This window comes from Algoriphagus winogradskyi (genome assembly GCF_900182815.1).
Classification (GTDB): Bacteria; Bacteroidota; Bacteroidia; order Cytophagales; family Cyclobacteriaceae; genus Algoriphagus; species Algoriphagus winogradskyi.
This window is the reverse complement of record NZ_FXUA01000004.1, coordinates 161,066-187,217: the sequence shown is the minus strand read 5'-3', so window position 1 is coordinate 187,217 and position 26,152 is coordinate 161,066. Positions and strand designations below refer to the sequence as shown.

The following is a 26,152-nucleotide window of genomic DNA, read 5'->3' as shown; positions in this document are numbered from 1 at the left end:
CAGTAGTAATTTAATAGGAAAGAGCCTAGGCATAACCGAAGCTACATGATGTACAAATATGTTTTGAATAAGAAGAATTGCCATCCCTGAAAATAGGGATTTGTCATAATCACCAGTGATTATAATTGGCTAAGTTACCTTGACTAAAGGTGGTAGAAGAAAAATGAAAAAGTATCCTATTAACTAATCAGACCTTTTTTGTAGGCATTATTTACTAATTCAGCAGTATTTTTTGCCTTTAACTTATAGAGTAAGTTTTTCCGGTGAGTTTCTACCGTATTCTTACTGATAAAAAGTTTCTCGCCTATTTCAAGCGTAGTAAGTCCAATAGCAATGCATTCCAACACTTCGGTCTCCCTTCCGGATAGCCGTTCATTTACCTCGTATTTGGAAGAATCCTTCAAAAAACTGGTCAATAGGATTTTACTCACTTCCTCACTGACATAGCTCTCACCGCTATGAATTGAGTGAATGGCATCAACTAGATCTTTTTTACCGGTATTTTTAAGTATGTAACCACTAGCACCGCTTTTTAGCATATCCGAAATAAAGTGTCGGTCCCTATGCATGGAAAGACCAAGAATTTTAAGTTTCTTATTTGTTCTACTTAGCTCTTTTGTTGCTTCCACCCCATCCATTTCAGGCATGTTCACATCCATTATCACCAGATCAACCTGATTTTCCTTGCAATGCCGAATAGCTTCTTTTCCATTACAGGCTTCACCCACTACTTTTATCCCAGGCAGGTCTTTCAACAAGGCCCTTAAACCATCGATGAACATTTGATGGTCATCGGCTATCAGCACATTAATCATAGTGTAAAAATTTAATAGTAAACTCTCTCCTCTACTTCAAGAGACTAATAGTAGTAGGTATTTATTGAATCCGACAACAAATTTCCACCAACGGAATTCTCAATTATTCAAGATCCCTCTTATCCTTTAAGTGCTCAGGAATGCCTGTGACTGAGATTTCTTTACTTACAAATTTTGAATAAACAGGCCAAAAGCACTTCCACAGTGTCTATTGCCCCATTTAAGTTTAGTGATGATGAATTCTGTAATACCTTAGAATGGTATTTCATACACTCCATAAGTTAACTAATCTACCCTTATTTAGCACTAGTGATTTATTAATATCCCTGTTTTCAGGGATTGAATAGGCTCATTTTTTAGAAAGATTTGAACGTGAAATAATCGTGGGTTTACAAAAATTGAATTCAAGGAAAAACTTCCACTTGTTTTTACTGCTGTAGTATAACTCCTCTTTTAATTCATTAAACACTATTCAACTCAATTAATTAAATGTTTAACATGAAAAAACTTTTACATTGTTCGTTTGTGACGATGTGTTTTCTCCTGTTTCATTTTCAGGTTAATGCCCAGTCCTTAAATGTGACTGGAACCATAAGCAGTGCTGAAGATGGGATATCATTACCGGGAGCAAGCATTTTGGTCAAGGGAACCACTAAAGGTGTCACCTCGGACATCGATGGAAAATACCAGATAACTGTAGAGAAAGGTCAGGTACTGGTATTCAGTTTTATAGGTTTGGTCAGCCAAGAAAGGATGATCGATGTAGGCGGAACTCTTGATATAGTTTTAGAACCTGATGCTCAGGCACTTGATGAATTTGTAGTGGTCGGTTATGGTACACAAAAACGCAGTGACCTGACTGGAGCTGTATCATCAGTAGACACCAAGGTACTGGAGTCACGACCAATTACAGATGTGGCACGTGGACTGCAAGGCTCTACTCCTGGCCTTACTATCACGACTCCAAGTGGTCAGATCGGACAAAATCCAACGATAAGACTACGAGGAACGGTAGGTACATTAAGTAATTCAGGGGGAGCCCAGCCGCTTATTTTGGTGGATAACGTGGAAATTCCAAACCTCCAGTTAGTTAACCCTGAAGATATTGAATCGATCTCTGTATTAAAGGATGCGGCTTCTTCCTCCATTTATGGGTCTAGAGGTGCTTGGGGTGTGATTCTGATCACTACCAAAAAGGGTAAAAAAGGAGAAGCTCCAAAAATCAGTTATTCAAACAACTTCGCTTGGGCAACTCCTACCGTTACTCCTACCATTGCCAATGCAGCAGATGGAGCGGAAATGGCATTCAAAGCACTACAGCGTACTAACCCTTCCACCAACGTATTTGGTGTTGTAGGTATGTATTTCGACGAAATCGGTATACAAAAAATGCGTGACTGGGAAGCTCAGTATGGTGGCCAAAACCTCGGAAATGAAATGGTCATAGGAAGAGATTTTGAAGTTAGAGACGGTAGATTATTCTTTTACCGACCATGGGATGCTGGTGACATGTTTATGAAAAACTGGACACCTCAACAGAAACATGACCTATCCGTAGCTGGTGGCTCTGAAAAAACAACTTACAGACTTGGTGTAGGTTACCTTGGTCAAAACGGTGTGCTCAAAGTAAACCCTGATGAATTCAACCGTTATACTGCTGATTTAAGCGTAAGTAGTCAGGTAACTGATTGGATGGAAGTAAGAGGAGGTGTTCTTTACAGTAATACAAAGTTCACCAGACCTTTCTACTTCTCAAGTGAGACATATGATCCATGGTATTATCTTCTCAGATGGCCTAAAAACTACCCTTATGGTACCTATGAAGGACAGCCATTCCGAAGTGCTATCACTGAGGTGCAGCAGGCAAAAATGAATGAGCAAAACACCTCTCTTACCCGCCTTAACTTAGGAACTACCATAACTCCATTGAAAGGTTTGTCTATCGTAGCGAATTACACCTTTGATTCTCAAAACTTCCATGACCACCAAACTGGTGGAGTCGTATCAGCCTATAATTTTTGGTCTACAGGAGCAAACCTTCAAAACGCACCTTATACCAGTGCATCTTATAACCGTGTTCAATATGCTTCTTCCTGGAGTAATAGAAACGTAGGAAAAGCATTTGCTACGTATGAGAAAATGTTTGGCGACCATTCATTGAAAGCTATGGTTGGTGGAGATATAGAAGCCTATGAATACTGGTACCACAGCTCCCAAAGAAGAGATTTGATGGATCTGGACAGAGGGGAACTTGACCTTGCTTCCGGTGACCAGTTTGTCGATGGATCAAGAAACCAGTGGTCAACTGCAGGTGCTTTTAGCCGACTAAACTATAACTATAAAGGTAAATACTTCCTAGAATTGAACGGCAGATATGATGGATCTTCAAGATTGTCGCCTACAGAAAGATGGGCATTTTTCCCATCCATGTCCGCAGGATATGTAATCTCTGAAGAATCATTTTTCGAGCCAGTATCCAGTGTCATTTCCTTCTTGAAGCTTCGTGGATCATGGGGAGCAATAGGAAATCAAAATGCTTACCTACGAGATATATACAGAATAATGGGTTCCACCTCTTCTGGCTGGTTGCTGGGTGCGAACAATCAATTAACATTCGGTACTCCTGGAGCACTTCCTTCTTCCCTTACTTGGGAGACGGTAACTACCTTGGATTTAGGATTTGATGCCAGGTTCTTCAAAGATAAATTCGGGGTTTCCTTCGATTGGTATAACAGAACTACTAGTGACATGCATAGTGCAGGTGAAGTCCTACCAGCCTCTTATGGAACCTCTGCGACTAAGCAGAATTTTGGCGAACTGGAGACAAAAGGCTGGGAACTGGCACTGGATTACACGCATGGATTTACCAATGGATTAAATTTAAATGCAACGGTAGTTCTTTCTGATTACAAGGAAACTATAACAGAATTTGCAGATAACACAAGTATCTATTCTAACCGTCCGGGTAGAGTAATCGGAGATATCTGGGGTTATGAGACAGACCGATTATTCACAGAGGATGATTTCGTGAAAGATGGCAATGGAGAATTAGTGTTGGACAATGGAAAATATGTACTCAAAGAAGGTATTCCTTCCCAATCCTTGTACGAAAGCGGCTGGTTCTATTATGGCCCAGGTGATGTAAAATATAAAGACCTGAATGGAGATGGTGAAATCACTTTTGGTCAAAATACTGAAGATGATCATGGGGATCTTAAAGTAATCGGTAATTCCACCCCTAGATACCAATACGGTGTACGTCTAGGAATGGACTTCAAAGGAATAGATCTGAGCTTTTTCATTCAAGGCGTAGGTAAAAGAGACTATTGGGCAAACGGTCCAATTATGATCCCTGGTTACAGACCGGGAGAAGCTTGGTTCTCACATCAATTGGACTATTGGAGCGAAGATAATCCAGATGCATTTTACCCACGTCCAACCAATGCGCTTCAATCTAATAATGCTAAAAACTTCCTTCCTCAGACCAGATATTTACTTGATTTATCTTACATGAGAATGAAGAATATCACCTTGGGTTACTCCCTTCCTTCTTCGTTGATTTCTAAGATTAGCGTGGATAAAGTAAGAGTTTATGTATCCGGAGAAAACCTATTTGAGATTGACAAATTAGACCTGCCATTGGATCCTGAAGTGGATTATACTTCTGCAGGAAGTAACGACTCGAACACCTTTGGAAGAGTTTACCCATATAGCAGAACCCTGTCATTTGGTCTACAGGTCACCTTTTAAATTGATAGCACGATGAAACTTAGAATAATAGCACTCGCTCTCAGCTTCTTTGCACTTTCCAGTTGTGAAGATTTTCTGGAAAAACCACCATTGGACAGTCTTACGGATGAGACGTATTGGACCAATGAAAGCAATGTCAGAAGTTTTTCATGGGGATTTTATACTGCCTACTTTAGTGGGTATGGCTCAGGCTATACCTGGGGTAAATTCTTCTCCGGACAAACCTTAAATGATGACTTCGCCCCTTCAAGTCCAAGTCAATTCAGAAGAACTGTCCCAACGGCAGCTACAAGTGGATATTGGAACTTCTCTTATGTGAGAAAGGCAAACATTTTTCTTGATAGAGTACAAACAGTTCCAATGGATGAAGAGGCAATTCTACATTGGTCAGGGGTAGCTCGCTTCTTTAGAGCTTTGGAATACTTTGATTTGGTTAAGCAGTTTGGAGATGTTCCTTGGTTTGATGAAGAACTAAGTGAGTCAGATCCAGAAATGCTATACAGACCTAGAGATTCCCGGGAATTTGTCATGGACAGAGTCTTGGAAGATTTCGAGTTCGCTGCAGAAAATGTGCGCATAGACGATGGTAACGATGGTCAGACCGTAAATAGAGCGGTAGTACTAGCCCTGATGTCCAGAGTATTTCTATTTGAAGGCACTTGGCAGAAATACCATAACAATAACAACGAAAAAGCAAAAGAATACTTGGAAGCCTCTAAAAGTGCAGCTGCTGAGTTGATCAGCACCGGAGGTTTCTCTTTGGGTAATTACCGGGAAGTATTTAATTCATTGAATTTGACAGGTAATCCTGAGGTGATTCTTTTCAGACATTACGAACCTGGAATCTTAACCCATGCTTTGAATTCTTATAACAACATGGAGCCTCAGACGGGGGTATCTAAAGATGCCATCGAAGCTTACTTGGCTGATGATGGGCTTCCTATTGGGTTGTCCTCAGTTTATCAAGGAGACAAAGGCATAGAGAATGTAATGGCCAATAGGGATCCAAGAATGTATGAAACCCTTGTTTCTGATGAATTGAGATTGAATGGTATAGCTTCGAATTACAGCACCACCGGCTATGCGACTCACAAATTCCTCAATGAGGTGATTAAAGATGAACCGGAAGGAAGCTCTAATCTGAACTACACGGATTCTCCTGTTTTACGATTTGGTGAAGTATTGATCAACTACGCAGAGGCTGCTGCGGAACTGGCATCAGTTGGCGGAGCTGCACTAACGCAGGCAGACATTGACATGTCTGTTAATGTGCTCCGTGACAGACCGGGAATAATGTTACCGCATCTTGAAATTATGGGCACTGAGGTAGCGGTTAATGGAATGGTTTATGACGATCCTGCCAGAGATCCCGAAATCCCTTCTATAATTTGGGAAATCCGTCGTGAAAGAAGAATTGAATTGATGATGGAAGGATTCCGAACTGATGACCTTGCGCGATGGGCAAAGTATGAGTACACCGATACAGAAGGAAACTCAGACATCAATCGTGGTGCTTGGATCAGAAAAGCAGATTATCCTGCACTTCAAAGTAGCGTTACACTAACTGAAGGTGAAGAAGGATACATCATCCCTGCCACAGCAGCAGTATCCCAACGTTTGTTTGAAGATCCCAAAGTGTACCTAGACCCTATTCCATTAGATCAAATTACACTTTACCAGGAAAAAGGCGTGACATTAACACAAAATCCAGGTTGGTAATCAGTTTACATTAAATAATACATGTCCTTCTTTCAATCAACGAAAGAAGGACATTTTTTTAGCTTACAATTCATCATAAAGTACATTTTCCATGAAGAAAATACTCATTCTCCTTTTCCTATTAAAATTTGATATCGCTCAAGCTCAAGATTTTAAGTTTGCATTCATTTCGGACACGCACATTGGTTCTCCTAACGGAGTTGCAGAAGAGGATTTGAAAAGAACGGTCTCGGATATCAATTCTTTAGGAAACATGGATTTTGCAATTGTCACTGGTGACATTACCGAAATGGGTACTAATGAAGAAATTACTACCGCCAAGAAATTATTGGATGAGCTAGCCATCCCCTACTATGTAATTCCAGGGAATCACGATACAGGATGGTCAGAATCCGGAGGAGTAAGTTTTATCACTACTTTTGGTTACGACAAATTCGCCTTTGAGCACAAAGGATTCAAGTTCATAGGAACTGCTTCTGGTCCTTACGTCCGTATGTCGGACGGCCACATACCGAGAGATGCAGTCGTTTGGTTGGATTCTGTGCTAAATGCCACTCCAGCTAATCAGCCTATCATTAATGCAAACCATTATCCACTAAACAACAGCTTGGACAACTGGTTTGAGATGACAGACCGATTAAAAAAGCACAATACTCAATTCTCCATCTGTGGTCATGGCCATGCAAATAAAGCCTTGAATTTTGAAGGAATTCCTGGAGCTATGGGGAGATCAAACCTGCGGGCCAAAGATGAAATCGGGGGATATACTATTGTTGAAATCACCGATGATACTGCCTTTTTCTCTGAAAGAACACCTGGAGTAAAAACCCAGGATCCTTGGAGAGAAATAGCGCTAAATACAAGAAACTACGAAGATTCAACTACCGATCCTAGGCCAGATTATAGTATCAATGAGCAATATCCTAAGGTAAAATCGAAATGGAGTTATCATTCTTCTGCTAATGTAACTTCAACTCCTTTAGTAAAGGATGGAAAAGTATTTTTCGGTAACAGCCTGGGCAAGTTTGAAGCATTAGATGCAGGAACAGGTCAAGTTAACTGGTCTTTTCAAACCAATGGAGGCATCTTTTCCTCTCCTTCTGCCTTCGAAGATTTAGTCATATTTGGATCCGGTGATGGGAACATCTATGCCTTGAATTCAGCCAATGGAAATTTAAAATGGAAGGCAACTACAGGTTCTGCAGTTTTGGGATCCCCTATTATTCAGGAAGATGTAGTTTACATAGGTGGAAGTGATGGTAAATTCAGAGCGCTGGATGCTGCAAATGGTAGCGTTAAGTGGGAGTTCGAAGGTATCCAAGGTGCTGTAGTCAGCAAACCTTTGTTATCTGATGGCCTGGTAATTTTTGGTGCTTGGGACAAAAACCTCTATGCTCTGGATCAACAGACCGGAGATCTCAAATGGAGCTGGAATAATGGTTCACCCAACCGAATGTACTCCCCTGCTATGTGCATACCGGTTGCTGCAAATGGCACCGTATTCATCGTCGCCCCAGACCGTTACCTAACTGCCTTGAATGTGCATACCGGTGATGAACTATGGCGAAGTAATGAGGCGACAGTCCGTGAATCAATAGGCATTTCTGAAGATAAAAAGTGGATATACAGTAAAACAATGAATGATGAAATTGTCGCGTACCCTACGAGCCGGGAAAAATCCCAAGTCGCTTGGAGAATGGATGCTGGCTTTGGGTATGAGCACGTACCTTCTATGTTGGTGGAAAAAGATGGTTTGGTATATTTTGGCACAAAGAACAGCACAGTATATAGCATCAATCCAACAACCCAAACTACCAACTGGGCACATAAAATTGATAACTCAATGGCAAATACCGTAAATGTAGTATCTGAGCATTCCTTGGTAGTAGCTACAATGGATGGAAAAGTGGAGTGGTTGGAGTTTGTCCCTTAAGGATTAATGCTCCATTTACAGCCTCCCATTCACTTCACTAACGCAGGTCTTTCATTAGATCCATCAATAAATCAACCCCAGTCAAGTAGTCGCTCAGCTTTTCAAAAAACACATTTCAATCCACGATAAAAACCCGTTTCAAATGCTTCCTGATAATTATTCAATATCATTAGCCGCTTTTGTACCGGTATGGAGTCAAAAGCAGAAAAGAATAGGTTAAACTTAGGAATTGAGGCCGCTTCTGACATCTGCCTTCCGTCCTGATAAGCAAAAAGTCTAAGGTGACTGGCAGCTTTGCGGATAATCAAATTATTCATTTCCAAAAGCTGCCTTTGTATTCATATGAATTGAACCAATACGGTTAATTATAAGGCTTATCAAAAGCACATCCAATACCTTCCCCATTCAGTAAAATTAGATTTCGAATAATGAGTTAAATACACAATATTTAACAGTATGGTTTACAGACCTTAATTCAATTCTTGGAAGTTGATTGCTCCATCAGACCGTTGACCCTACCCTATTTTTACTAGTTTTGCTCCTGATGATCGTTTGCATTGCTGAAAAACCTAGTGTGGCCCGTGAAATCGCCTCAGTTCTTGGAGCTAATACCAGACATGATGGGTACTATGAAGGAAATGGATATTGTGTAACCTATACTTTCGGACATTTTTGCACCCTATTTGAGCCTAACGATTATGAACCCTTTTGGAAGAGTTGGAGCCTCAGCCACCTTCCTATGCTTCCGGAAAAGTTCAAAACTAAAATCGTTAATAACCCAGGAATCCAAAAGCAATTCAACGTTGTAAAAAAACTATTTGACTCTGCCACACTTGTGATCAACTGTGGTGATGCTGGCCAAGAGGGAGAACTGATTCAGCGATGGGTAATTGAACAAGCGAAGTATAAAGGGGAAGTCAAACGTTTATGGATTTCATCGTTGACAACAGAAGCTATCAAGGAAGGCTTCGAGAAATTGCAACCTTCGTCTAAGTATGACAATTTATACTACGCCGGGTTTTCCAGAGCCATAGGCGATTGGCTACTAGGAATAAATGCCACACGCTTGTACACCGTGAAACATGGTGGATACAAACAGGTACTATCCATAGGAAGAGTGCAAACGCCTACCCTGGCTATGATTGTTAACCGATTTAAGGAAATTCAAAATTTCCAGCCACAACCTTATTGGGAATTACAGACGGTTTATAGAGAAACAACCTTTGCCTATGAAGAGGGGAAATTTTTAAAAAAAGAAGATGGGGAAGCCTTTGCCAAGCTGGTCAAAGAACATGACTTCGAAGTGGTTTCCATAGAAAAGAAAAAGGGGAAGGAATATGCACCTAAGCTGTTTGATTTGACAGGACTGCAGGTGTATTGCAATACCAAATTTGGGCTTTCTGCAGACGAAACACTCAAAATAGCCCAGCAACTCTATGAACAAAAAGTAATCACTTACCCCAGGGTAGATACCACTTTTTTACCAAATGACATTTACCCCAAAGCACCTGGAATCCTAGAAAAGTTAACGAATTACACCTCTTTGACCCAACCGCTTTTGGGCAAAAAGTTAAAAAAGTCCACTAAGGTATTTAATGATAAAAAAGTAACAGATCATCATGCCATCATCCCTACCGGTATGCAAAGCAATTTGCATGGGAGTCACCTCAAGGTTTATGATATTATTGCTAGGCGATTTATTGCAGTGTTTTATAACGACTGTTCGGTGGACAATACCATAGTCCTAGGAAAGGTGGATACAGTTCCTTTTAAAACCACAGGAAAAGTAATCTTGGAAAAAGGCTGGAAGGTTGTTTTTGAAACTACCGATGGGAAAGCCAAAAAAGAGAAAGACGAGCTCCCGATATTTAAAAAAGGAGAAAAAGGGCCGCATGAGCCAACTTTTCTGGAAAAAGAAACCAAGGCACCGAAGCACTACACCGAAGCTACTTTGTTGAGAGGGATGGAAACTGCCGGTAAACAAGTGGATGATGAAGAGTTGCGGGAATTAATGAAGGAGAATGGCATTGGTCGACCTTCCACCCGGGCAAATATTATTGAAACCCTGTTTAGACGACAATACATAGAGCGGAATAAAAAGCAAATTTTGCCCACAGCAACAGGTGTACAGTTGATAGAAATCATTAAAAACGAACTGCTGACCTCCGCAGAATTGACAGGACAGTGGGAAAAACAATTGAAGGAAATAGAAAAAGGGAATTTCAACGCAGGTTCCTTTGTAAAGAATATGAAAAAAATGGTGGAGCATTTGGTATCCGAAGTTCTTAACGAGCGAAACTATGCTGTAATTTCTCAACCAGCTGAAACCAAGGTTGCTGAAAAGGAAAAAGAAAAATCAAAAACTGCGACTACACTCGTGGGACAGACTTGCCCTAAATGCAAGCTTGGATCACTTTTAAAAGGAAAAGCCAGTTACGGATGTAGCGCCTATAAAAATGGATGCGACTTTCTACTTCCTTTTTCCTTCGAAGGAAAGAATATTTCAGAGAATCAATACTTACGTTTGCTCCAGAAAGGCTCTACTGTCAACTTGAAAGGATTTAAAACGTCTGCAGGAGCAAAAGAAGGATTGGTACGTTTCAATGACTCATTTCAGCTCGTTTTGGAAGAAAAGAAAGTAGTCAACGACGCCCCTGCCAAAAAAACTCCGCCAATAATTCCCTGTCCATTGTGTAAGAAGGGAACAATCATAAGAGGAAAATCAGCGTATGGATGCAGTGCCTACAAAGAAGGATGTGACTTTAGATACTCATTTGACACCCTCCGGGAAAAAGCAAACAACGAACCATTAACCGTAGAGTTAGTCACTTCTTTATTGAAGAAGAGTATTATGTCTTAAACCATTGATTTAGTGATATTTCGGGTGGTTTGTAGTCTAAATCTCCCTCTCTTTGCACGGTACTCAATTATAAGATAAAACTCCATTTACAGTCCATTCGCCCCCCCTTTTCCGCATTGTAATGCTTAATAACACACCAATTCTCCCCCCTAATTCTCACTTCCTGGTGCTGGAAATTCCCGCATAGGACTATACCTAAGATAGGAATCAAATACTTCTTTGTCCTCGCCAACGACTCTTGGATCAGCAGTTTTCACCAATTCTTCTAAAAGTGCCATTTTCAATTCCTTTTCAACATTTTCAAAACGAATATCTCCTATTAGATTAGTAATATTATCAGGGTCCTTCTTTATATCAAACAATTCATATTCCGGCCTTTTGTCATGTGCTAACCTAAAGAATAGATTCACATCATTTTCTAATCTATTTTCTATGAGGTAAGTTTTAGTAGGGCTATCATCGGTATCGGTAAAGGCCCAACCATCATGGTAAACTCCCTGCTCATCCACTCCATACATAGGCAACAACTCATTAGCTGTACCAGGTTTGATCCGTTGGGGAGCTCCAGCGGGCCAGCGATCCGGTTTTATATTCCAAATCAACAAAAAGTCTTCACTTCTAATTGCACGCTGAGGATATCCCCAATTTAGATATCGGGATGAAGAATGTCTTTCTCTCCCAGAGAAAGCATATTTACTGGATTCATCAACTACACCCTGTTTTGTAGACTCCAAAATAGGGACTAAACTTTTACCTGTAATAGGCATCATACCCACATCGCTGGTACCTGCTAGTTCAAGAATTGTAGGTGCAAGGTCTGCAAATCCTATCAGGTCATTTACAACGCGGCCTCCCGGAAAGTCTTTTGGATATCGGACAGCTAAGGGCACATGTATTCCATATTCATAGCTATTGGCTTTAGCTCTTGGAAATGGCATTCCGTTATCTGAAGTGACTATAATGATTGTATTTTCAAGTTCTCCAATTTCCTCAAGGTATTTGAGCATCTGATTTAAGTGATTATCAAACCATTCGATCTCCACAGCATAATCAAGCATATCTCCTCTGATGACAGCATTTTCCGGGAAAAAGCCTGGAACTTCCACATCAGACAATTTCTTATCAGTTCTTTTCCAAGAATCCAATTCATAGTCCCTATGCGGTTCGGTAGACCCAAACCAGAAAAAGAAAGGATTCTCACCTTTCACATTCTCCATGAAATATTTAAAATTCTCAAAATAATTCAAGTTGCTAACCTTAGTACTTGGACGGACATCTTCGGCTGATCCAACCTTATACTGAATTTCACTATGGGAAATTCCAGCGGCATCGGTTTCCCTCCAAGTAGAATCCTGTTCATTTCGGGCATATTGAAATGGGGAAACTCCTTTTCCAGTCCTACCTGTAGCATATCCATTGGCACTGAGTAAATCCACAAAGGGCACATATTTCTTCAACCATGGCGCTGCATGCTGACCGGACTGCTCATTTTGCCAATGATGTCTTCCTGTGATGATAGCACTTCTGGAAGGTGCACAGCCAGGCGAACCTGCTATGCAATTCTTAAAGTAAATCCCCTCAGAAGCTACTTTGTCAAACGCTGGTGTATTAACAAAAGGACTTCCCTCAAAACTCGTATGGGCAAAAGATTGATCATCGCTGATGACAAAAAGTATATTGGGGCGCTTTTCATTTGTCTGCGATTTTGCAGCTAGCTGAAGAGCAATAAGTAAAAAGAGAATTAGAGAAGATTTCTTCATTTGGGTTGTTGTCTTTGAATTTTTGAGGACATGATGTTTTTAAATAACGCTATCCAATACCTAACCTACTGTATAACAAAGGTCTTTGAGTTAGTAATTCTAATACCTGTTTCCATATCCTTCGATAAAATACCAATTCAAAGTTTTATCACAAGGAATTAATTTAAATGTATATCCGCTTTTCTACCAGTAAAAAGGGAAAAGCAATCTAGAATTTGCTCAAAATTATAATTGAGGTCACTTCAGCCTGTCCCGTTAGTACGGGAGTCTTCGGTCATCGGTCTTCCGACCAGATAAGCAAAGAATCTAAGGCAACTGGCATCATTGCGGATAATCACATTAATTTAATACGAATTGGCATTTTTTTACGGTTTGAACCAATTTTCAAATTAGTAACAATAGGTAAAATCCATGGTAAAACACCAATTGATAGGTTTTTTAAAAAGTAAACTTATCTCTTTAAGAATAGCGAAATACATGTCTAAAATCATTATCCTCTCACATTTAATCCCACAAAGTTGCACTAAACAAAAAGTACAGAAACCTGAATTCCAATCTCTTATTAAGAGATATGACATAACTTCTTAGCTGTTGGGTTTAAAAAAAATCCGCACCAACTGGTACGGATTTTCTAATTATAAACCCCTTAACAATTAACTCAATCGTACGCAGGATTTTGTGGGAAATCCTTGTTTTGGTTCAAATCCAATGCTGCCTGAGGAATTGGTCTGAGAATCTTCAGATTTCCACCAGCGCCTTGGAAATTGGCAGGTGTGATCCAGCTATTGTAAGCAGATGCCCGCTCAATCAACTTACCAGTTCTCTTTAGATCAAACCAACGATGATTTTCACCAAGTAATTCTCTTGCTCTTTCGTCAAGAATGTAATCAAGGTCAAAATCTGACATCGTTGCATCGGCCACTCCTGCTCTTTGTCTCACTACATTTAATTTTTCTAATCCTTTAGCTGCTTCCCCAAGACCCAAATAGGCTTCTGCTGCAACCAAGTAAGTTTCTGCCAATCTAGAAATTATGAAATCTCTGGTGCTCGAGCCATTTCCTGAACCTGCGAAAAGTGAATTTGGATCATCAAATTTCTTCACTATCATAGTGGCTCTATCTCCAGAAATAATTCCACCCACCGGGTCTGTTGTGCCGTAGGAATGATAGATAGCCGTAGGATGAGCAGCCATGTAGTCAATACTGTCTTGGGCAGTAAACCATCTTGGTTCATAGAAATCTCGAACTGTCAAGCTGCTTTTATCAGCTACATCATAATAGTCATAGTATCGGACATACATCTCTGTCATGAAAGTTGAATACCATCTTTCGTCAGTTTCTTCGAATAAATCCAATGCAAAGCGAGTTGGAAGTAAATTATAGGTCTTGTATGGCGCATTCCCAGCTACTTCAGAACCTCCTAAATATGGCCCATTGTAGTTTTGCTGTTGATTACCAATTTCGGATGGATCTGAACTGATAGATCCAGGACTAAACTGAACGGAGAAGATCACTTCTTCATTCATGTCATTTCCAGGAGTCCATAGTTCTTCTGAAGACAAATTCAAACCCTGTCCAGCAATCACATTCTCTGCATAACTTGCAGCTTTTGCGAAATCATCGCTTTCAGCAAAATCCTCATAGGCTCGGGTTAGGTGTACTTTTGCTAACAAGTTTTCTACTGCTCTTTTATTTACTCTTCCGGTGTAATCCCCAAAAGAAACTTCATTCATAGCTATTTCCAATTCAGAAATTATCAATGAATAGACTTCTTCAGCTGAGGATCTGTCAAAAGAGAGAATAGGTTCCGCAATGAAATCAGTGATTATCCCTACTCCACCATAAGATTGAACAAGAAGAAAATAGGCATTGGCTCTTAGGAATCTCACCTCTCCTACATACTGAGCAATGTTTGGAGATGGTGCAGTCTTATCAGCATAATAGATGGCAGTATTTGCTAACTGTATAGCTTTGTAACTATTAGTATATAGGAAATCCACACCCTCTGAAGAGGAATTCAATTGTGAGTATTTGCTCAAACCCTGCGGTTCAGGTGATCTGCCCTCTTCGTAAAGGTCAGTACCACTCATAAACATCCATGGAGCTTTTCCATAGATATTTCTCAAAGCCGAATAATTAGAATTGATCAATGCTGCATACCCTTCTTCAGTTGCATAAAATTCTTCAGCTGTTACATTTGATCTGTTGTCCTCTTCTAGAAAATCAGCACAACCTGTGTTGACTAGAATAAGGGCTATTGCGAAAATTGAAAGTATATTTTTCATCTCTTTATAATAGATTTTTTTATTGTCAGATAGCCTTTCCCGATTCTCGGAAGGATCTCGTGAAGCTGATATTCATCCCTTGTGTGGAGTCTATCATCATGCTCGATTTCATATCTATTTTATTTAAAACTTTAAGCTTAAACCAAATTGGGTAGTTATGCTGCTCACTCGCCCTACGCCCAAGGAAGCCTCTGCCCACTCTGGATCCCATCCATCGTAATCTGTGAAAGTGAATGGATTGAGCACATTTACATAAAGTCTCAGGCTCTGCACATTGATCTTGCTTAGCAAGCTTTGTGGAATGGTATAGCCTAGGGATATGTTATTGATTTTCACAAATGAAGCATCCTTATAATAAGCTATTCCATTTCCCCAATACTGGCCCTCTGCTCGTGGCTGAGGATATTTATTGGTATATTGAGTAGGTACACCTACACTGTTTTCAGGAACATAAAACTCACCGATATTTGCTTTTTGTCTACCTCTATCTTTCACATCGGTGAAATTTTTGTGAAAATCACTGAAAGCCAAAACTCCTTGTTGAGTAGCCAAAGCAATATTCATATCAAAGGCACCAACTTGTAGTCTAGAAATCAATCCTCCTGTCCAAGAAGGATTAGATGATCCTAAAATAACTCTATCATCATTTGGACTGATTTTTCCATCGTTATTTACATCAACTACTTTAGCCTCCCCTTCTTTCTGATTGTAAGCGGCAGCATCTTCATTAGCTTGCCATACGCCGTCATACACAAAGTTGTAATGTGAATCAATTGACTCACCAATGAACCAGCCATTTCCTACGTCATCAGTTTCAGATTGACCATAAATAGATTCTATTGTATTGGTGTTTTTGGTAAAAGTGAACATGGTGGACCAAGTCACTAAGTTGGTTTCCAGATTTATTGTATTCAACATAACCTCAACCCCGGTGTTTTTCACAGATGCAGCATTTGATCTGATGTTACTAAAACCAATTTCCAGCGGAAGCTTTTGACTTACCAGTAATTCGTCAGACAGTCTATCATACCAATCAATGCTACCAGTAATGCGGTTATTAGCAAAACCAAAGTCCACACCTAGATTAATTTCTGTGGTTTTCTCCCATGTAAGGGATTTGTTGGCAAGTGAATTCTGTACCCAACCATTAGCAGTAGTGCCATTAAAATCATAATAAGTCTGATTGGTCAGTGTATTTACCGTAGTATACGGAGCCACGTTGTTGTTACCTACTGTGCCGTATCCCGCTCTCAATTTCAAATCTGAAACAGTGCCGGAATTAACCAAAAAGTCCTCTTCACTCAATCTCCAGCCTAAAGCAACTGAAGGAAAAGATTGCCACTTGTTTCCTTCTGATAATAGAGAAGATCCATCCCATCTATTGGAAACTGTGACTAAATATTTATCCTTTAAGGCATAATTTAAGCGTAGAGCAAAAGAAGCTAACTGATTCTTACGAAATGAATTTCCTAAAGAATAAGTAGACTGTAACCCTGATCCTACATTGTAAAACTCTGTTTCGAAAGGCTGCTGAGTCGAGCCCATGTAGGCAGTTTCAGTGCGATCCACAAAAATGCTTTGTAATGCAAGAAAGTTGAACGCATGATCGCCAAAAGCTTGATTTACATTAAGTTGGTTATCCCAAGTGTAATTCAATTTATCTACAAATTCCAGTTCGGAAGATGGTAAATTACCATTGCTGATACCAGTATTGGTCATTGCTCCCCAGTATAATCCTCTTCTATTATTATTCAATCCAACAGAAAATGTAGATTTCAAGCTTAACCATTCTAATGCATCATATTGTAAGAAAGCATTCCCAACTCCACGTATAGTGCGTGTCTCATCACTTGTATTGGCTATCTCCAAAAGGGGGTTGTATGTACTTGTCTTATTTACTGCAAATGACCCATCAGGGTAAGTCAATTTACCTGGCTGTGGGAAGAGCTCTCCACTTATCTCATTTCCATTTTCATCAACTGCATAAGGAGTTAAAAATGGATTTAGCCTAAATGCTTCCTGCATTGCTATGCTACTCCCTCTTTGATTTGTGCCAAAAGAAAAAGCCATATTCGCTCCAGCGGTTAGCTTATCGTTTATACTTTGGTTGATATTTATGTTGAATGTGTACTTATCTAAAGACTCATTCTTCAAATTCCCAGTTTCATTTTGATAACCTATACCCAAATTGTAAGTGGATGCACCATTTCTATGCGAAACAGATAGGTGGCTGTTTGTCTGAAGACCGTTTTGTAGCACACCATCATACCAGTCGTAGCCTTCCAGATTATCAAATCTTTCCTTCAAGACTGCATTTGAGCCCCCTATCACCACATTTTCATAATCAGCAGGGGTCATACCAGCGCCATTTTTGGTAGTTCCCAAGTACGCAGCATAATGATAATCCCTCCATTGCTCCAAGCTCATCATTTCTGGCAATCTGGCAGGAGTCTTCACACCGTAAAAAGTCTCGAACGAAACATTTGTCTTATTTTGTGATGTGGTTCCAGTCTTAGTTTGTACTATCACTACACCACCAGCAGCTCTAGAACCGTAGATAGCAGCCGAAGACGCATCCTTTAATACTTCTATTTTTTCAATATCATTTGGATTTAAAAAATCAATCCCACTAGTAATCACTCCATCGACTACATAGAGCGGAGATGAACCCGCAAGTGAATTATTACCACGAATGGTCATATTAAAACCATCTCCTAATCGACCTGTGCTATTACTGACCTGAACACCAGCCACTGTTCCTTGTAAAGACTGAATAGCACTAGTAGTTCCTCTTTCAGTGATGATTTCACTATCCACTCCCGCAATAGCCCCTGTTACATCGGCTCTTTTTTGTGTACCATACCCTACTACTACCACAGACTCCAGCTCGGTGATGTTTACACCAAGCTCAACATCTACAATTGACCTTGATCCTACCACCTCTTCCTGAGAGTTGTAGCCAATAAAGGAAAAAACTAATACGGATTTTTCATCCGGCACAGATAACGAATACTTTCCATCAACATCACTCGTGGTTCCAGTGGTGGTCCCCTTAATTAGAATTGAAACACCGGGTAAAGCAAGTCCATCATCTGATGAAATTATCGTCCCGGTAACTGTCTGCTGAGCAAAACCTGAAATAGAAAAGCAAATTCCTAATAGGAATACCAAATACCATTTTTTTAAAGAATTACTCCGTGGAGGAGATTCTAGAGACGGCGGAATTTTGGGTAAATTTTGTACCATGATAAAATTTAGGTTTAGTGTTAAAATTATAACTACGCCCTATCGATTGCGCAATCGATTGCATTATAACACGTATTTTTTTTGCCTCCAAATCAAAATCAAATTATTTTTAGTTTTCCCAGTAGTAACTAATGCCTAGAGCAATTTCAGCCAATGAAATTTTAAGTAATCTTAGTTTAACAGAATATCTAGCTTTCAAGTGGTTTAGGTAGAGTGAGCAGATCAAGCCCTTCCATAAACTACTTTAAATAAAAAATATCAATCGAATCTTCTTTTATAGTTTGAAAAAGCACACAATTGAACCTTTTACGCTCACTTGTATTAAAAAAAACTGTAAGGATGCTTAAAAACCGTGGCATTTTTTTTTGGCCTTTTGTTTCAAAGAAGGATTGCTCAGACTGGAGTTTTTGACTTGGCAACCGTAATAGAAATGTAGATTAATAGTTTGAAAATATTTGTTTAGAATAAAAAGTAGAGATTATTTTCACTGGATTATAAGAATTGAAGTGCAACCGATAGCACATATTTTTTCTAACAAAAGACCCTTACTAAGTACCATATCTTGCATTGCTTTTGCCTCCTTATTGTTAGAAAATCAGATATACAAATAATTAAATTCAAGCAGCTTCTACATCAAATCATCTAGCTCTCGAAATAATAATTCTATATTTGACTCATCAATTAAGGGGTGCCCTAAAAGTTACGGGCTGAGATCATACCCATCAGTGAGTGATCACTGTACACCTGATCCGGGTAATGCCGGCGTAGGGACTAGATTACTGTTCTCCCTTTTTTGAATAATCATAAAACGTTATTCAAATGTTAGTATCGATTGACCTGAGTCTGCTCGCTGAGCAGATCAAAGCCACCAGTTTACTGGAATGGATTGCTGTGAGTTTTGGAGTCACTGAAGTGCTTCTTGCTCGCAAAAATAATGTCCTACTCTACCCTGCTGGAATTATTGGAATTCTGTGTTCAGGCTTTCTGCTCGTGGATGCCAAACTCTATGCAGAAACTTTACTCCATGCTTACTACCTCGTCATGAGTATTTACGGCTGGGCTATGTGGAAAAATCGCTCTGCCAGCGGAGCTTCTTCTATCTCCAGAAGTACGGCAAAAGAACAGAAAATCACTTGGGCCATTGCTTTACTAGGCTGGGGATTTCTCTATTTTATGCTCACCAATTTCACAGATTCGGATGTGCCAGTGGTTGATGCTTTTGTTTCCTCAACGGCCTGGGCTGGTATGTGGCTTTTGGCCAAAAGAAAGCTGGAAAATTGGATTTGGCTGAACGTATCGAATATTATTGCCATTCCCTTGCTCTTTCATAAAGACTTGATTTTAATCTCATTACTGACCATTTTCCTTTTCATCGTAGCTATTTTCGGCTACTTCGATTGGAAAAAAGAACTGGACCAACCCAATGCAAAACTCAAAACTGTTTAATCAGGAACTTGCACAGGAGGCAGAAAAATTGGGAAAGCTTCCAAAAGAGTGGCTGACAGAAATTTATGCTAAAAAGTACTTTAAGCTTTTCGTTCCAAAAGATCTAGGAGGCCTGGAATGCACCTTACCCAAAGCGCTAAAAATCGAAGAGAAATTGGCAAAGCTGGATGGAAGTTTGGGCTGGACCGTGACTCTATGCGCAGGCGCAGCTTGGTTTGTGGGATTTATGGATGAGTCAGTGCGCAAAGACATTTTTCCTGACGAAAAACTCTGTCTAGCTGGAAGTGGCTTTGTAGGAGGAAAAGCCGATAAAATCGGAGAAAACTACTTGATTTCGGGAAGCTGGACCTATGCTTCGGGAGCTTTACATGCCACACATCTTACTGCAAACTGTGAGATTTATGAAAATGGAAAAGCGCTTCTTGATAAAAAAGGAAAGCCAGTCGTAAAAGCCTTTGTATTGGATAGAAAAGACGTGGAGATTCTTGACGGCTGGAATTACATGGGAATGATCGCAACCGGAAGTCATGCTTTTAAATGTGAGAACTTAAGCGTTCCTCTAAGTCGCTGCTTTGAAATCCTTCCCAACAAAGCTCAATTGAAAGCTTCAGTTTACCAATATCCATTTTTACAATTTGCTGAAACTACACTGGCGGCAAATATTCTAGGCATTTCCAAACACCTAAAAGAATTGATAGAACAGTCTTTCTGGAAAAGACATGAGTATAGAAAGTATGACAAAAAACACCTTCGCTACTTCCAAGATCTTCTAACTAAACAAGATAAAAAGCTTCAAAAACTCAGAGATGAATTTTATAGCCAAGTGAACTCATCTTGGGAAGAACTGGAGCAAAAGGGCAGAATCTCTCATGCAAGATTAAAGAAAGTCAGCAAAATCAGCCGTAAACTTACCCAGCAGTGCAGAGAGATAAACGGGAAACTTTATCCATTCTCCGGTTTGGAAGCTGCAAAAACTCACACAGAATTGAATCGGGTATGGCGTGATTTTAATACTGTGGGACAGCACGCCTTGCTGATATTTCCATTTTAGCCAAGGTTAACTGACATTTTCCCGCAGACCTGCTCAGATTTATTTCGCAGGTTCGTGCAGAGAATTTTCTTTTTAGGTTTCAACTGTTTACAATCAAATTTATAGGCAATTCGATCAAATACACCTTTAAAAGGTAAGCACAGGCAGGTTGGTCAACTATTCTTCCTTACATTGGGTCAGTAAAAAACAGCGATTGTTATTGCAAACCCTTCTAACAAATGAATAGTAAAGCAGCCCTAAAAACCTTTTCAATCCTTGTTCTAGCACTACTTTTTACTGCCTTTCATCAATACAGAAATGATAAGAAAACTCTCTACTTAATCGGTGATTCTACAGTTAGAAATGGTGGAGAAGGCAATTTGCAACGAGGTTGGGGAAATGTACTTCAGGAGTTTTTTGATAGCACAAGACTTGAAGTAAGCAACCAAGCCATGGCTGGCAGAAGTACCCGAACCTTTACCAAAGAAGGCCGATGGGAAAAAGTTCTAGAAACCTTAAAGCCTGGGGACTACGTAATTATGCAATTTGGTCATAACGAAGGTTCTGTTCCTGATACCACAAAGGCTGGTTATAGAGGTGTGTTACGCGGAATGGGAGATGAAACCAAGGAACTCATCTGGCCAGATGGAACAAAAGAAACTGTACATACCTATGGCTGGTATCTTGAAAAGTTCATCACCGATACCAAAGCTAAAGGCGCAACTCCAATCGTGGCATCCATGATTCCACGCAATAAATTCCAGGATGGAGATGTAGAAAGAGCCAATCAAGACTTTGGGAAATGGGCCAAAGATGCAGCAAGAAGACATGGCGTTCCATTCATTGACCTCAATTCAATAGTTGCAGATCAATATGACAAATGGGGTCAGGAAGTCGTAAAAGGACTTTTTGAAAGAGATCACACGCATACCAATGAAGCTGGGGCAAGAATCAATGCTTGGTCAGTTACGGAAGTTTTGCGAGATCTGAAGGATTGTGATTTGAAAGATTATTTAAAAAAGGATAAGCCCACGCTATTTCTAATTGGTGATTCTACGGTGAAAAATGGACAAGGTGATGGCGCGGGAGGACTTTGGGGATGGGGAGATTTTATCGCTACATATTTTGATGGAGAAAAAATCAAAGTGCAAAACCATGCGTTAGGTGGAACCAGTAGCCGTACCTTTCAGACTTACGGCATGTGGCAGAAGGTTTTGGATAAATTGGAACCGGGAGATTACCTGATCATGCAATTTGGTCACAATGATTCAAGCCCGCTGGATGATGAAGCTCGTGCTCGCGGTACAATCAAAAGTGCTGGTTTGGAAGCTGAAAACATCTACAACCCAATCACAAAAAGTCAGGAAACAGTCTATTCCTATGGCCAGTATTTACGCCAGATGATTTTGGCAGCAAAAGCCAAAGGCGTCACTCCTATTGTTTGCTCGCTAATTCCTAGAAATAGCTGGAAAGATGGCAAAGTTGTCACTGCTGAAAATGATTATGGACTTTGGGCAAAACAGGTTGCTGAAGATACCGAAACCGCCTTTATCGATCTCAATCAATTAGTAGCTGATCAATATAATGAACAGGGTGAGGAATATGTAAAAGCCCATTATTTTAACGATACCGATCACACACATACTATAGAAGCAGGAGCTAAATTGAATGCCAAAATTGTGGCAAATGCCATAGAAAGTCTAAACGGAATAGCACTTAAAGACTTCTTAAAAAAATGAATAACTTTTAATTCTATAACGCCTAATCCTTTCTTTTTTGTAACGTACAAACTCAACCCAAAATGCCTCAAAAACTAGCCTTTCGAATGAAACTGATTCCAGGTTTTGAAGAAGAATACGAAAGAAGACATCGTGAAATTTGGCCTGAATTGGTCACTTTACTCAAAGACACAGGAATCATTGATTATCAGATATTTTTGGATAGAGAAACTTCTAACCTTTTTGCCTTTCAGGTAATAGCAGGAGAAGCAAATTCTCAGGATCTTGGAAGTACCGAGATCGTCCAGCGCTGGTGGAAATACATGGCTGATATCATGGAAACTAATCCTGATAACTCTCCTATTTCTGTCGAACTTCCAAACGTTTTCGACCTCAAATAATCAATTTTCTATGCTTTCAAAATCAAGGTTCCTGCTTTTACTTTTCCCTATTTTACTATTCTTTGGCTTTCAACTAATAGAACAAAAATCCCCCGTTTCTAGCGATTGGCCTGAGATCACACAAACTGCCAAACCTTGGACGCGCTGGTGGTGGATGGGAAATGCTGTAGATGAAAAGAATCTCTCCAAACTGCTGGAAACGTATAATGAAGCTGGACTTGGCGGTGTGGAAATCGCTCCTATCTATGGCGCAAAGGGCTATGAAGATCGATACATAGACTTTCTTTCTGAAGACTGGCTGAGCATGTTAGACTTTACGGTCACGAAGGCTCATTCACTTGGAATGGGAGTTGATATGACCCAAGGCACGGGCTGGCCATATGGTGGACCCCAAGTAAGTGTGGAGAATGCCGCAACTCGTATGGTGATTCAGGATTATGAAAAGGTAGATGGTCAACCTTTGTCAACTCCCATTACATTCCAAAAGAAAAGAGAAAATCAATATGATGCTGAGCTTGTAGCAGTAATGGCTTACGACAAAAACTTAAATTCAAAGGATATCACCTCGTATGTAAATGCTAGTGGGCAACTTGATTGGAACGAAGCCGGAGCTTGGCATATCAAGGCTATTTTTCTAGATAAAACAGGTCAAATGGTAAAACGTGCAGCTCCAGGCGGCGTTGGCTTCACGCTAGATCACTTCAGTAAACCTGCTGTGGATTCTTACAATTCATATTTTGAAAAGGCATTTGCAGGAAAGAATTACGGTTTCCGTTCTTTTTATAACGACAGCTTTGAAGTCTATGGTGCGGATTATACAGGCAACCTTTTTGAAGAGTTCCAGAAGCTAAGAGGATATGATTTGAAAGAATTTCTTCCGTATCTAGAAAGTGAGAAAAACACAGAGCTAGTTCGAAGAGTCAAGTCCGATTATAGGGAAACTATCAATGATCTCCTATTGAATAATTTTACTAAGAACTGGACTGATTGGGCACATGAACAATCCAAACTCACCAAAAATCAAGCACATGGATCGCCGGGAAACCTTCTTGATCTCTATGCCGCAGTTGATATTCCGGAATGTGAGACTTTCGGATCCAGTTACTTCCCTATTCCTGGACTGAGGAGAGACAGCGCAGATATCAGAAATGTAGATCCTGATCCTATTATGTTGAAGTTTGCATCTTCCGCAGCTCATTTGACTGGAAAAAATCTAGTTTCCTCCGAGACTTTCACTTGGTTGGGAGAGCATTTCAAATCTTCCTTTTCCCAGATGAAACCTGAAGTGGAGCAGGCGTTTTTGGCAGGGGTAAATCACATTTTCTATCATGGGGTCACTTACAGTCCTGAAGATGTCTCCTATCCAGGTTGGCTTTTTTATGCATCGCTGAATCTGACGCAACAAAACAGTCTTTGGCCACATTTTAAAGGCTTTAATGATTACATCGCTAGATCACAAGCCATTTTGCAAGCAGGTCAAGCAGACAATGAATTGCTGGTTTACTGGCCTGTTTACGACGTTTGGGCGGAGCCAAAAGGCAAAATGGAAATGATCACGGTTCATGCTGTCGATGAATGGCTGCATCCAACGGAGTTTTACAAGCAGTCGAAAAGCTTAATGGAAGCAGGTTATTCCCTCGATTTTATCTCGGATGAAATGATAGCAAATTCATCCGTGAAAGATGGGCACATTCAAACCTCTCCTACTAACTCAGCGAAAGTGTTACTCATTCCTGAGACTGAGTTTATGCCTTTGGAGACATTGAAGGATATCTTGAAATTAGCTGAAAGTGGTGCGAAAGTTATCTTTCAATCTAAGCCAAAATCAATCCCAGGATATCATTCTGACCAAAAGTCAAAACAAGCGGAATTTGATGCATTATGGGCTTCAATAGCATTTCAAGATGGAAAAGTAAATTTTGGAAAAGGCCAGGTCATTCTGAATAGAGACTCACGTGCAGCTTTGGAAAGCTTAAAAATCAACAGAGAAAAGTTGGTGGATTCTGGACTTGATTTTATCCGTAGAAAAGTTGCTGACGGCACCTATTATTTCTTGGTAAATCACAGTGCAAATACTATTTCTCAAAGCATTTCTCTAAATGCGAAAGCAGGAACAGTGATGATAATGGATCCACTGACCGGAAAAACGGGTACACTTCCTACCACCTATAATTCAGAAAACACAACTGTTTCCATCTATTTAAAATCAGGGGAATCCATTTTTCTGAAGACTTTTGAAGATAAAGTAAACTTAGCTATTCCTGCTTGGCCTGACTATTCCCAATCATCAAAAAGCACGGACATTTCGAATAACTGGAAACTTACCTTTACCCAAGGCCAGCCAAAGCTACCAGCAGCACAAACCATGGAAACAATCGAACCATGGACAAGTACAAGTGATGCAGAGGCGGATGACTTCTCTGGTCAGGCCAGCTATACCAGTGAATTTGAATTTAAAAAGGTAGAAGGCAAGCAATACTTATTGACAATTGATAAGGTCTATGAATCTGCCAAAATATGGATTAATGGAGAGTACGCAGGGAATATCTGGAGCATTCCGTACCAATTGGATGTCAGCGAGCAATTGAAAAATGGCAAAAATTCAATCAAAATAGAAGTTGCAAACCTTATGGCTAATAGCATTCGCTATCTTGATAGAAATGGAATCGAATGGAGAAATTACCACGAAATCAACTTTGTGAATATAGATTACAAACCCTTTGATGCCAGTAACTGGAAAACTATGCCATCGGGATTAGAAGGAAAAATTCAGATATTAGAATTTGATTAGTGTTGAATATGATTGTTTGCAATGATGTCAGTATACTTATTTTCTTTGATTTGCTGGCTCGAAGACCGAAGACGGGTGACCGAAGTAGCCTCAAAGCTAGAGTTAATCAATTCCCCTAGTACTTATTGTTCTTTTCAGGTAGAAACTGATTTAACAAAACCAAATATAAAATTATGTACATCCGCTTTTCTACCAGTAAGGTGTCAAAAGCAATGTATGATCTGTTATACTTAAAAATTGAGGCCACTTCTGCCTGTCCCGCCACTGCGGGAGTCATCGGTCTTCCAACCTGATAAGCAAAGAATCTAAGGTGACTGGCATCATTGCGGATAATCATATAAAATAAACACTAAATGCACTCCCCACCCATATAGCACAGGATACATGAAACTGTCCTCT

Annotated in this window: 15 protein-coding genes and 1 riboswitch; of the genes, 9 read left to right on the top strand and 6 right to left on the bottom strand. The window is 40.0% G+C overall.

Going from position 1 to position 26,152, the window contains the following annotated elements:
* Window positions 1-179: 179 nt before the first annotated feature.
* Window positions 180-815, bottom strand: coding sequence for a response regulator (locus tag QOL76_RS12280; RefSeq protein WP_283413262.1), 636 nt, complete (start codon window positions 813-815; stop codon window positions 180-182).
* Between the two features lie 498 nt (window positions 816-1,313).
* On the opposite strand from QOL76_RS12280, the gene QOL76_RS12275 reads away from it, so the two are divergent.
* The 3 genes from QOL76_RS12275 (at window position 1,314) to QOL76_RS12265 (ending at window position 8,217) form a co-directional block, all read left to right on the top strand.
* Window positions 1,314-4,565 carry a SusC/RagA family TonB-linked outer membrane protein gene (locus tag QOL76_RS12275; RefSeq protein WP_283413261.1) on the top strand — a complete coding sequence of 1,084 codons (3,252 nt, stop codon included), beginning with the start codon at window positions 1,314-1,316 and terminating at the stop codon, window positions 4,563-4,565.
* A gap of 12 nt (window positions 4,566-4,577) precedes the next feature.
* A complete protein-coding gene (locus QOL76_RS12270) occupies window positions 4,578-6,284 on the top strand; it encodes a RagB/SusD family nutrient uptake outer membrane protein (protein ID WP_283413260.1) in 1,707 nt (568 codons plus the stop codon).
* A 91-nt stretch (window positions 6,285-6,375) separates the two neighbouring features.
* A complete protein-coding gene (locus QOL76_RS12265; RefSeq protein WP_283413259.1) occupies window positions 6,376-8,217 on the top strand; it encodes an outer membrane protein assembly factor BamB family protein in 1,842 nt (613 codons plus the stop codon).
* 101 nt (window positions 8,218-8,318) lie between these two features.
* Here the strand turns inward: QOL76_RS12265 and QOL76_RS12260 are convergent, their stop codons facing one another.
* Entirely contained in the window at window positions 8,319-8,534 is a 216-nt protein-coding gene (locus tag QOL76_RS12260) for a hypothetical protein (protein ID WP_283413258.1), read from the bottom strand.
* A 176-nt stretch (window positions 8,535-8,710) separates the two neighbouring features.
* On the opposite strand from QOL76_RS12260, the gene QOL76_RS12255 reads away from it, so the two are divergent.
* Window positions 8,711-11,077 carry a DNA topoisomerase 3 gene (locus QOL76_RS12255; protein ID WP_346771409.1) on the top strand — a complete coding sequence of 789 codons (2,367 nt, stop codon included), beginning with the start codon at window positions 8,711-8,713 and terminating at the stop codon, window positions 11,075-11,077.
* A 149-nt stretch (window positions 11,078-11,226) separates the two neighbouring features.
* On the opposite strand, the gene QOL76_RS12250 is transcribed toward QOL76_RS12255, so the two are convergent.
* The 3 genes from QOL76_RS12250 to QOL76_RS12240 all read right to left on the bottom strand — a co-directional run bounded on the left by QOL76_RS12250 (window position 11,227) and on the right by QOL76_RS12240 (window position 18,292).
* On the bottom strand, window positions 11,227-12,837 hold the full coding sequence (locus QOL76_RS12250) for a sulfatase family protein (RefSeq protein WP_283413257.1): 1,611 nt from the start codon (window positions 12,835-12,837) through the stop codon (window positions 11,227-11,229).
* A gap of 658 nt (window positions 12,838-13,495) precedes the next feature.
* Window positions 13,496-15,121 (bottom strand): RagB/SusD family nutrient uptake outer membrane protein, encoded by a 1,626-nt coding sequence (locus QOL76_RS12245; RefSeq protein WP_283413256.1) that lies wholly within the window; start codon window positions 15,119-15,121, stop codon window positions 13,496-13,498.
* Between the two features lie 123 nt (window positions 15,122-15,244).
* Window positions 15,245-18,292 carry a SusC/RagA family TonB-linked outer membrane protein gene (locus tag QOL76_RS12240; protein ID WP_283413255.1) on the bottom strand — a complete coding sequence of 1,016 codons (3,048 nt, stop codon included), beginning with the start codon at window positions 18,290-18,292 and terminating at the stop codon, window positions 15,245-15,247.
* A 749-nt stretch (window positions 18,293-19,041) separates the two neighbouring features.
* Window positions 19,042-19,156: riboswitch (TPP riboswitch) on the top strand.
* 30 nt (window positions 19,157-19,186) lie between these two features.
* Between QOL76_RS12240 and pnuC the strand changes: the two genes are divergently transcribed.
* The 5 genes from pnuC to QOL76_RS12215 all read left to right on the top strand — a co-directional run bounded on the left by pnuC (window position 19,187) and on the right by QOL76_RS12215 (window position 25,753).
* Window positions 19,187-19,813: a nicotinamide riboside transporter PnuC gene (gene pnuC, locus QOL76_RS12235; RefSeq protein WP_283413254.1), complete on the top strand. Its 627-nt coding sequence runs from the start codon at window positions 19,187-19,189 to the stop codon at window positions 19,811-19,813.
* Entirely contained in the window at window positions 19,791-20,864 is a 1,074-nt protein-coding gene (locus QOL76_RS12230; RefSeq protein ID WP_283413253.1) for an acyl-CoA dehydrogenase family protein, read from the top strand. Before pnuC ends, QOL76_RS12230 begins: the two co-directional genes overlap by 23 nt.
* Window positions 20,865-21,082: 218 nt before the next feature.
* Window positions 21,083-22,582 carry a rhamnogalacturonan acetylesterase gene (locus tag QOL76_RS12225; RefSeq protein ID WP_283413252.1) on the top strand — a complete coding sequence of 500 codons (1,500 nt, stop codon included), beginning with the start codon at window positions 21,083-21,085 and terminating at the stop codon, window positions 22,580-22,582.
* 62 nt (window positions 22,583-22,644) lie between these two features.
* Window positions 22,645-22,962, top strand: a complete 318-nt coding sequence (gene rhaM, locus QOL76_RS12220) for an L-rhamnose mutarotase (protein ID WP_283413251.1) — start codon at window positions 22,645-22,647, stop codon at window positions 22,960-22,962.
* Window positions 22,963-22,972: 10 nt separating this feature from the next.
* On the top strand, window positions 22,973-25,753 hold the full coding sequence (locus tag QOL76_RS12215; protein ID WP_283413250.1) for a glycosyl hydrolase: 2,781 nt from the start codon (window positions 22,973-22,975) through the stop codon (window positions 25,751-25,753).
* Window positions 25,754-25,868: 115 nt separating this feature from the next.
* On the opposite strand, the gene QOL76_RS12210 is transcribed toward QOL76_RS12215, so the two are convergent.
* Complete coding sequence (locus QOL76_RS12210; RefSeq protein ID WP_283413249.1) at window positions 25,869-26,090, bottom strand: hypothetical protein; 222 nt, start codon at window positions 26,088-26,090, stop codon at window positions 25,869-25,871.
* Window positions 26,091-26,152 lie beyond the last annotated feature (62 nt).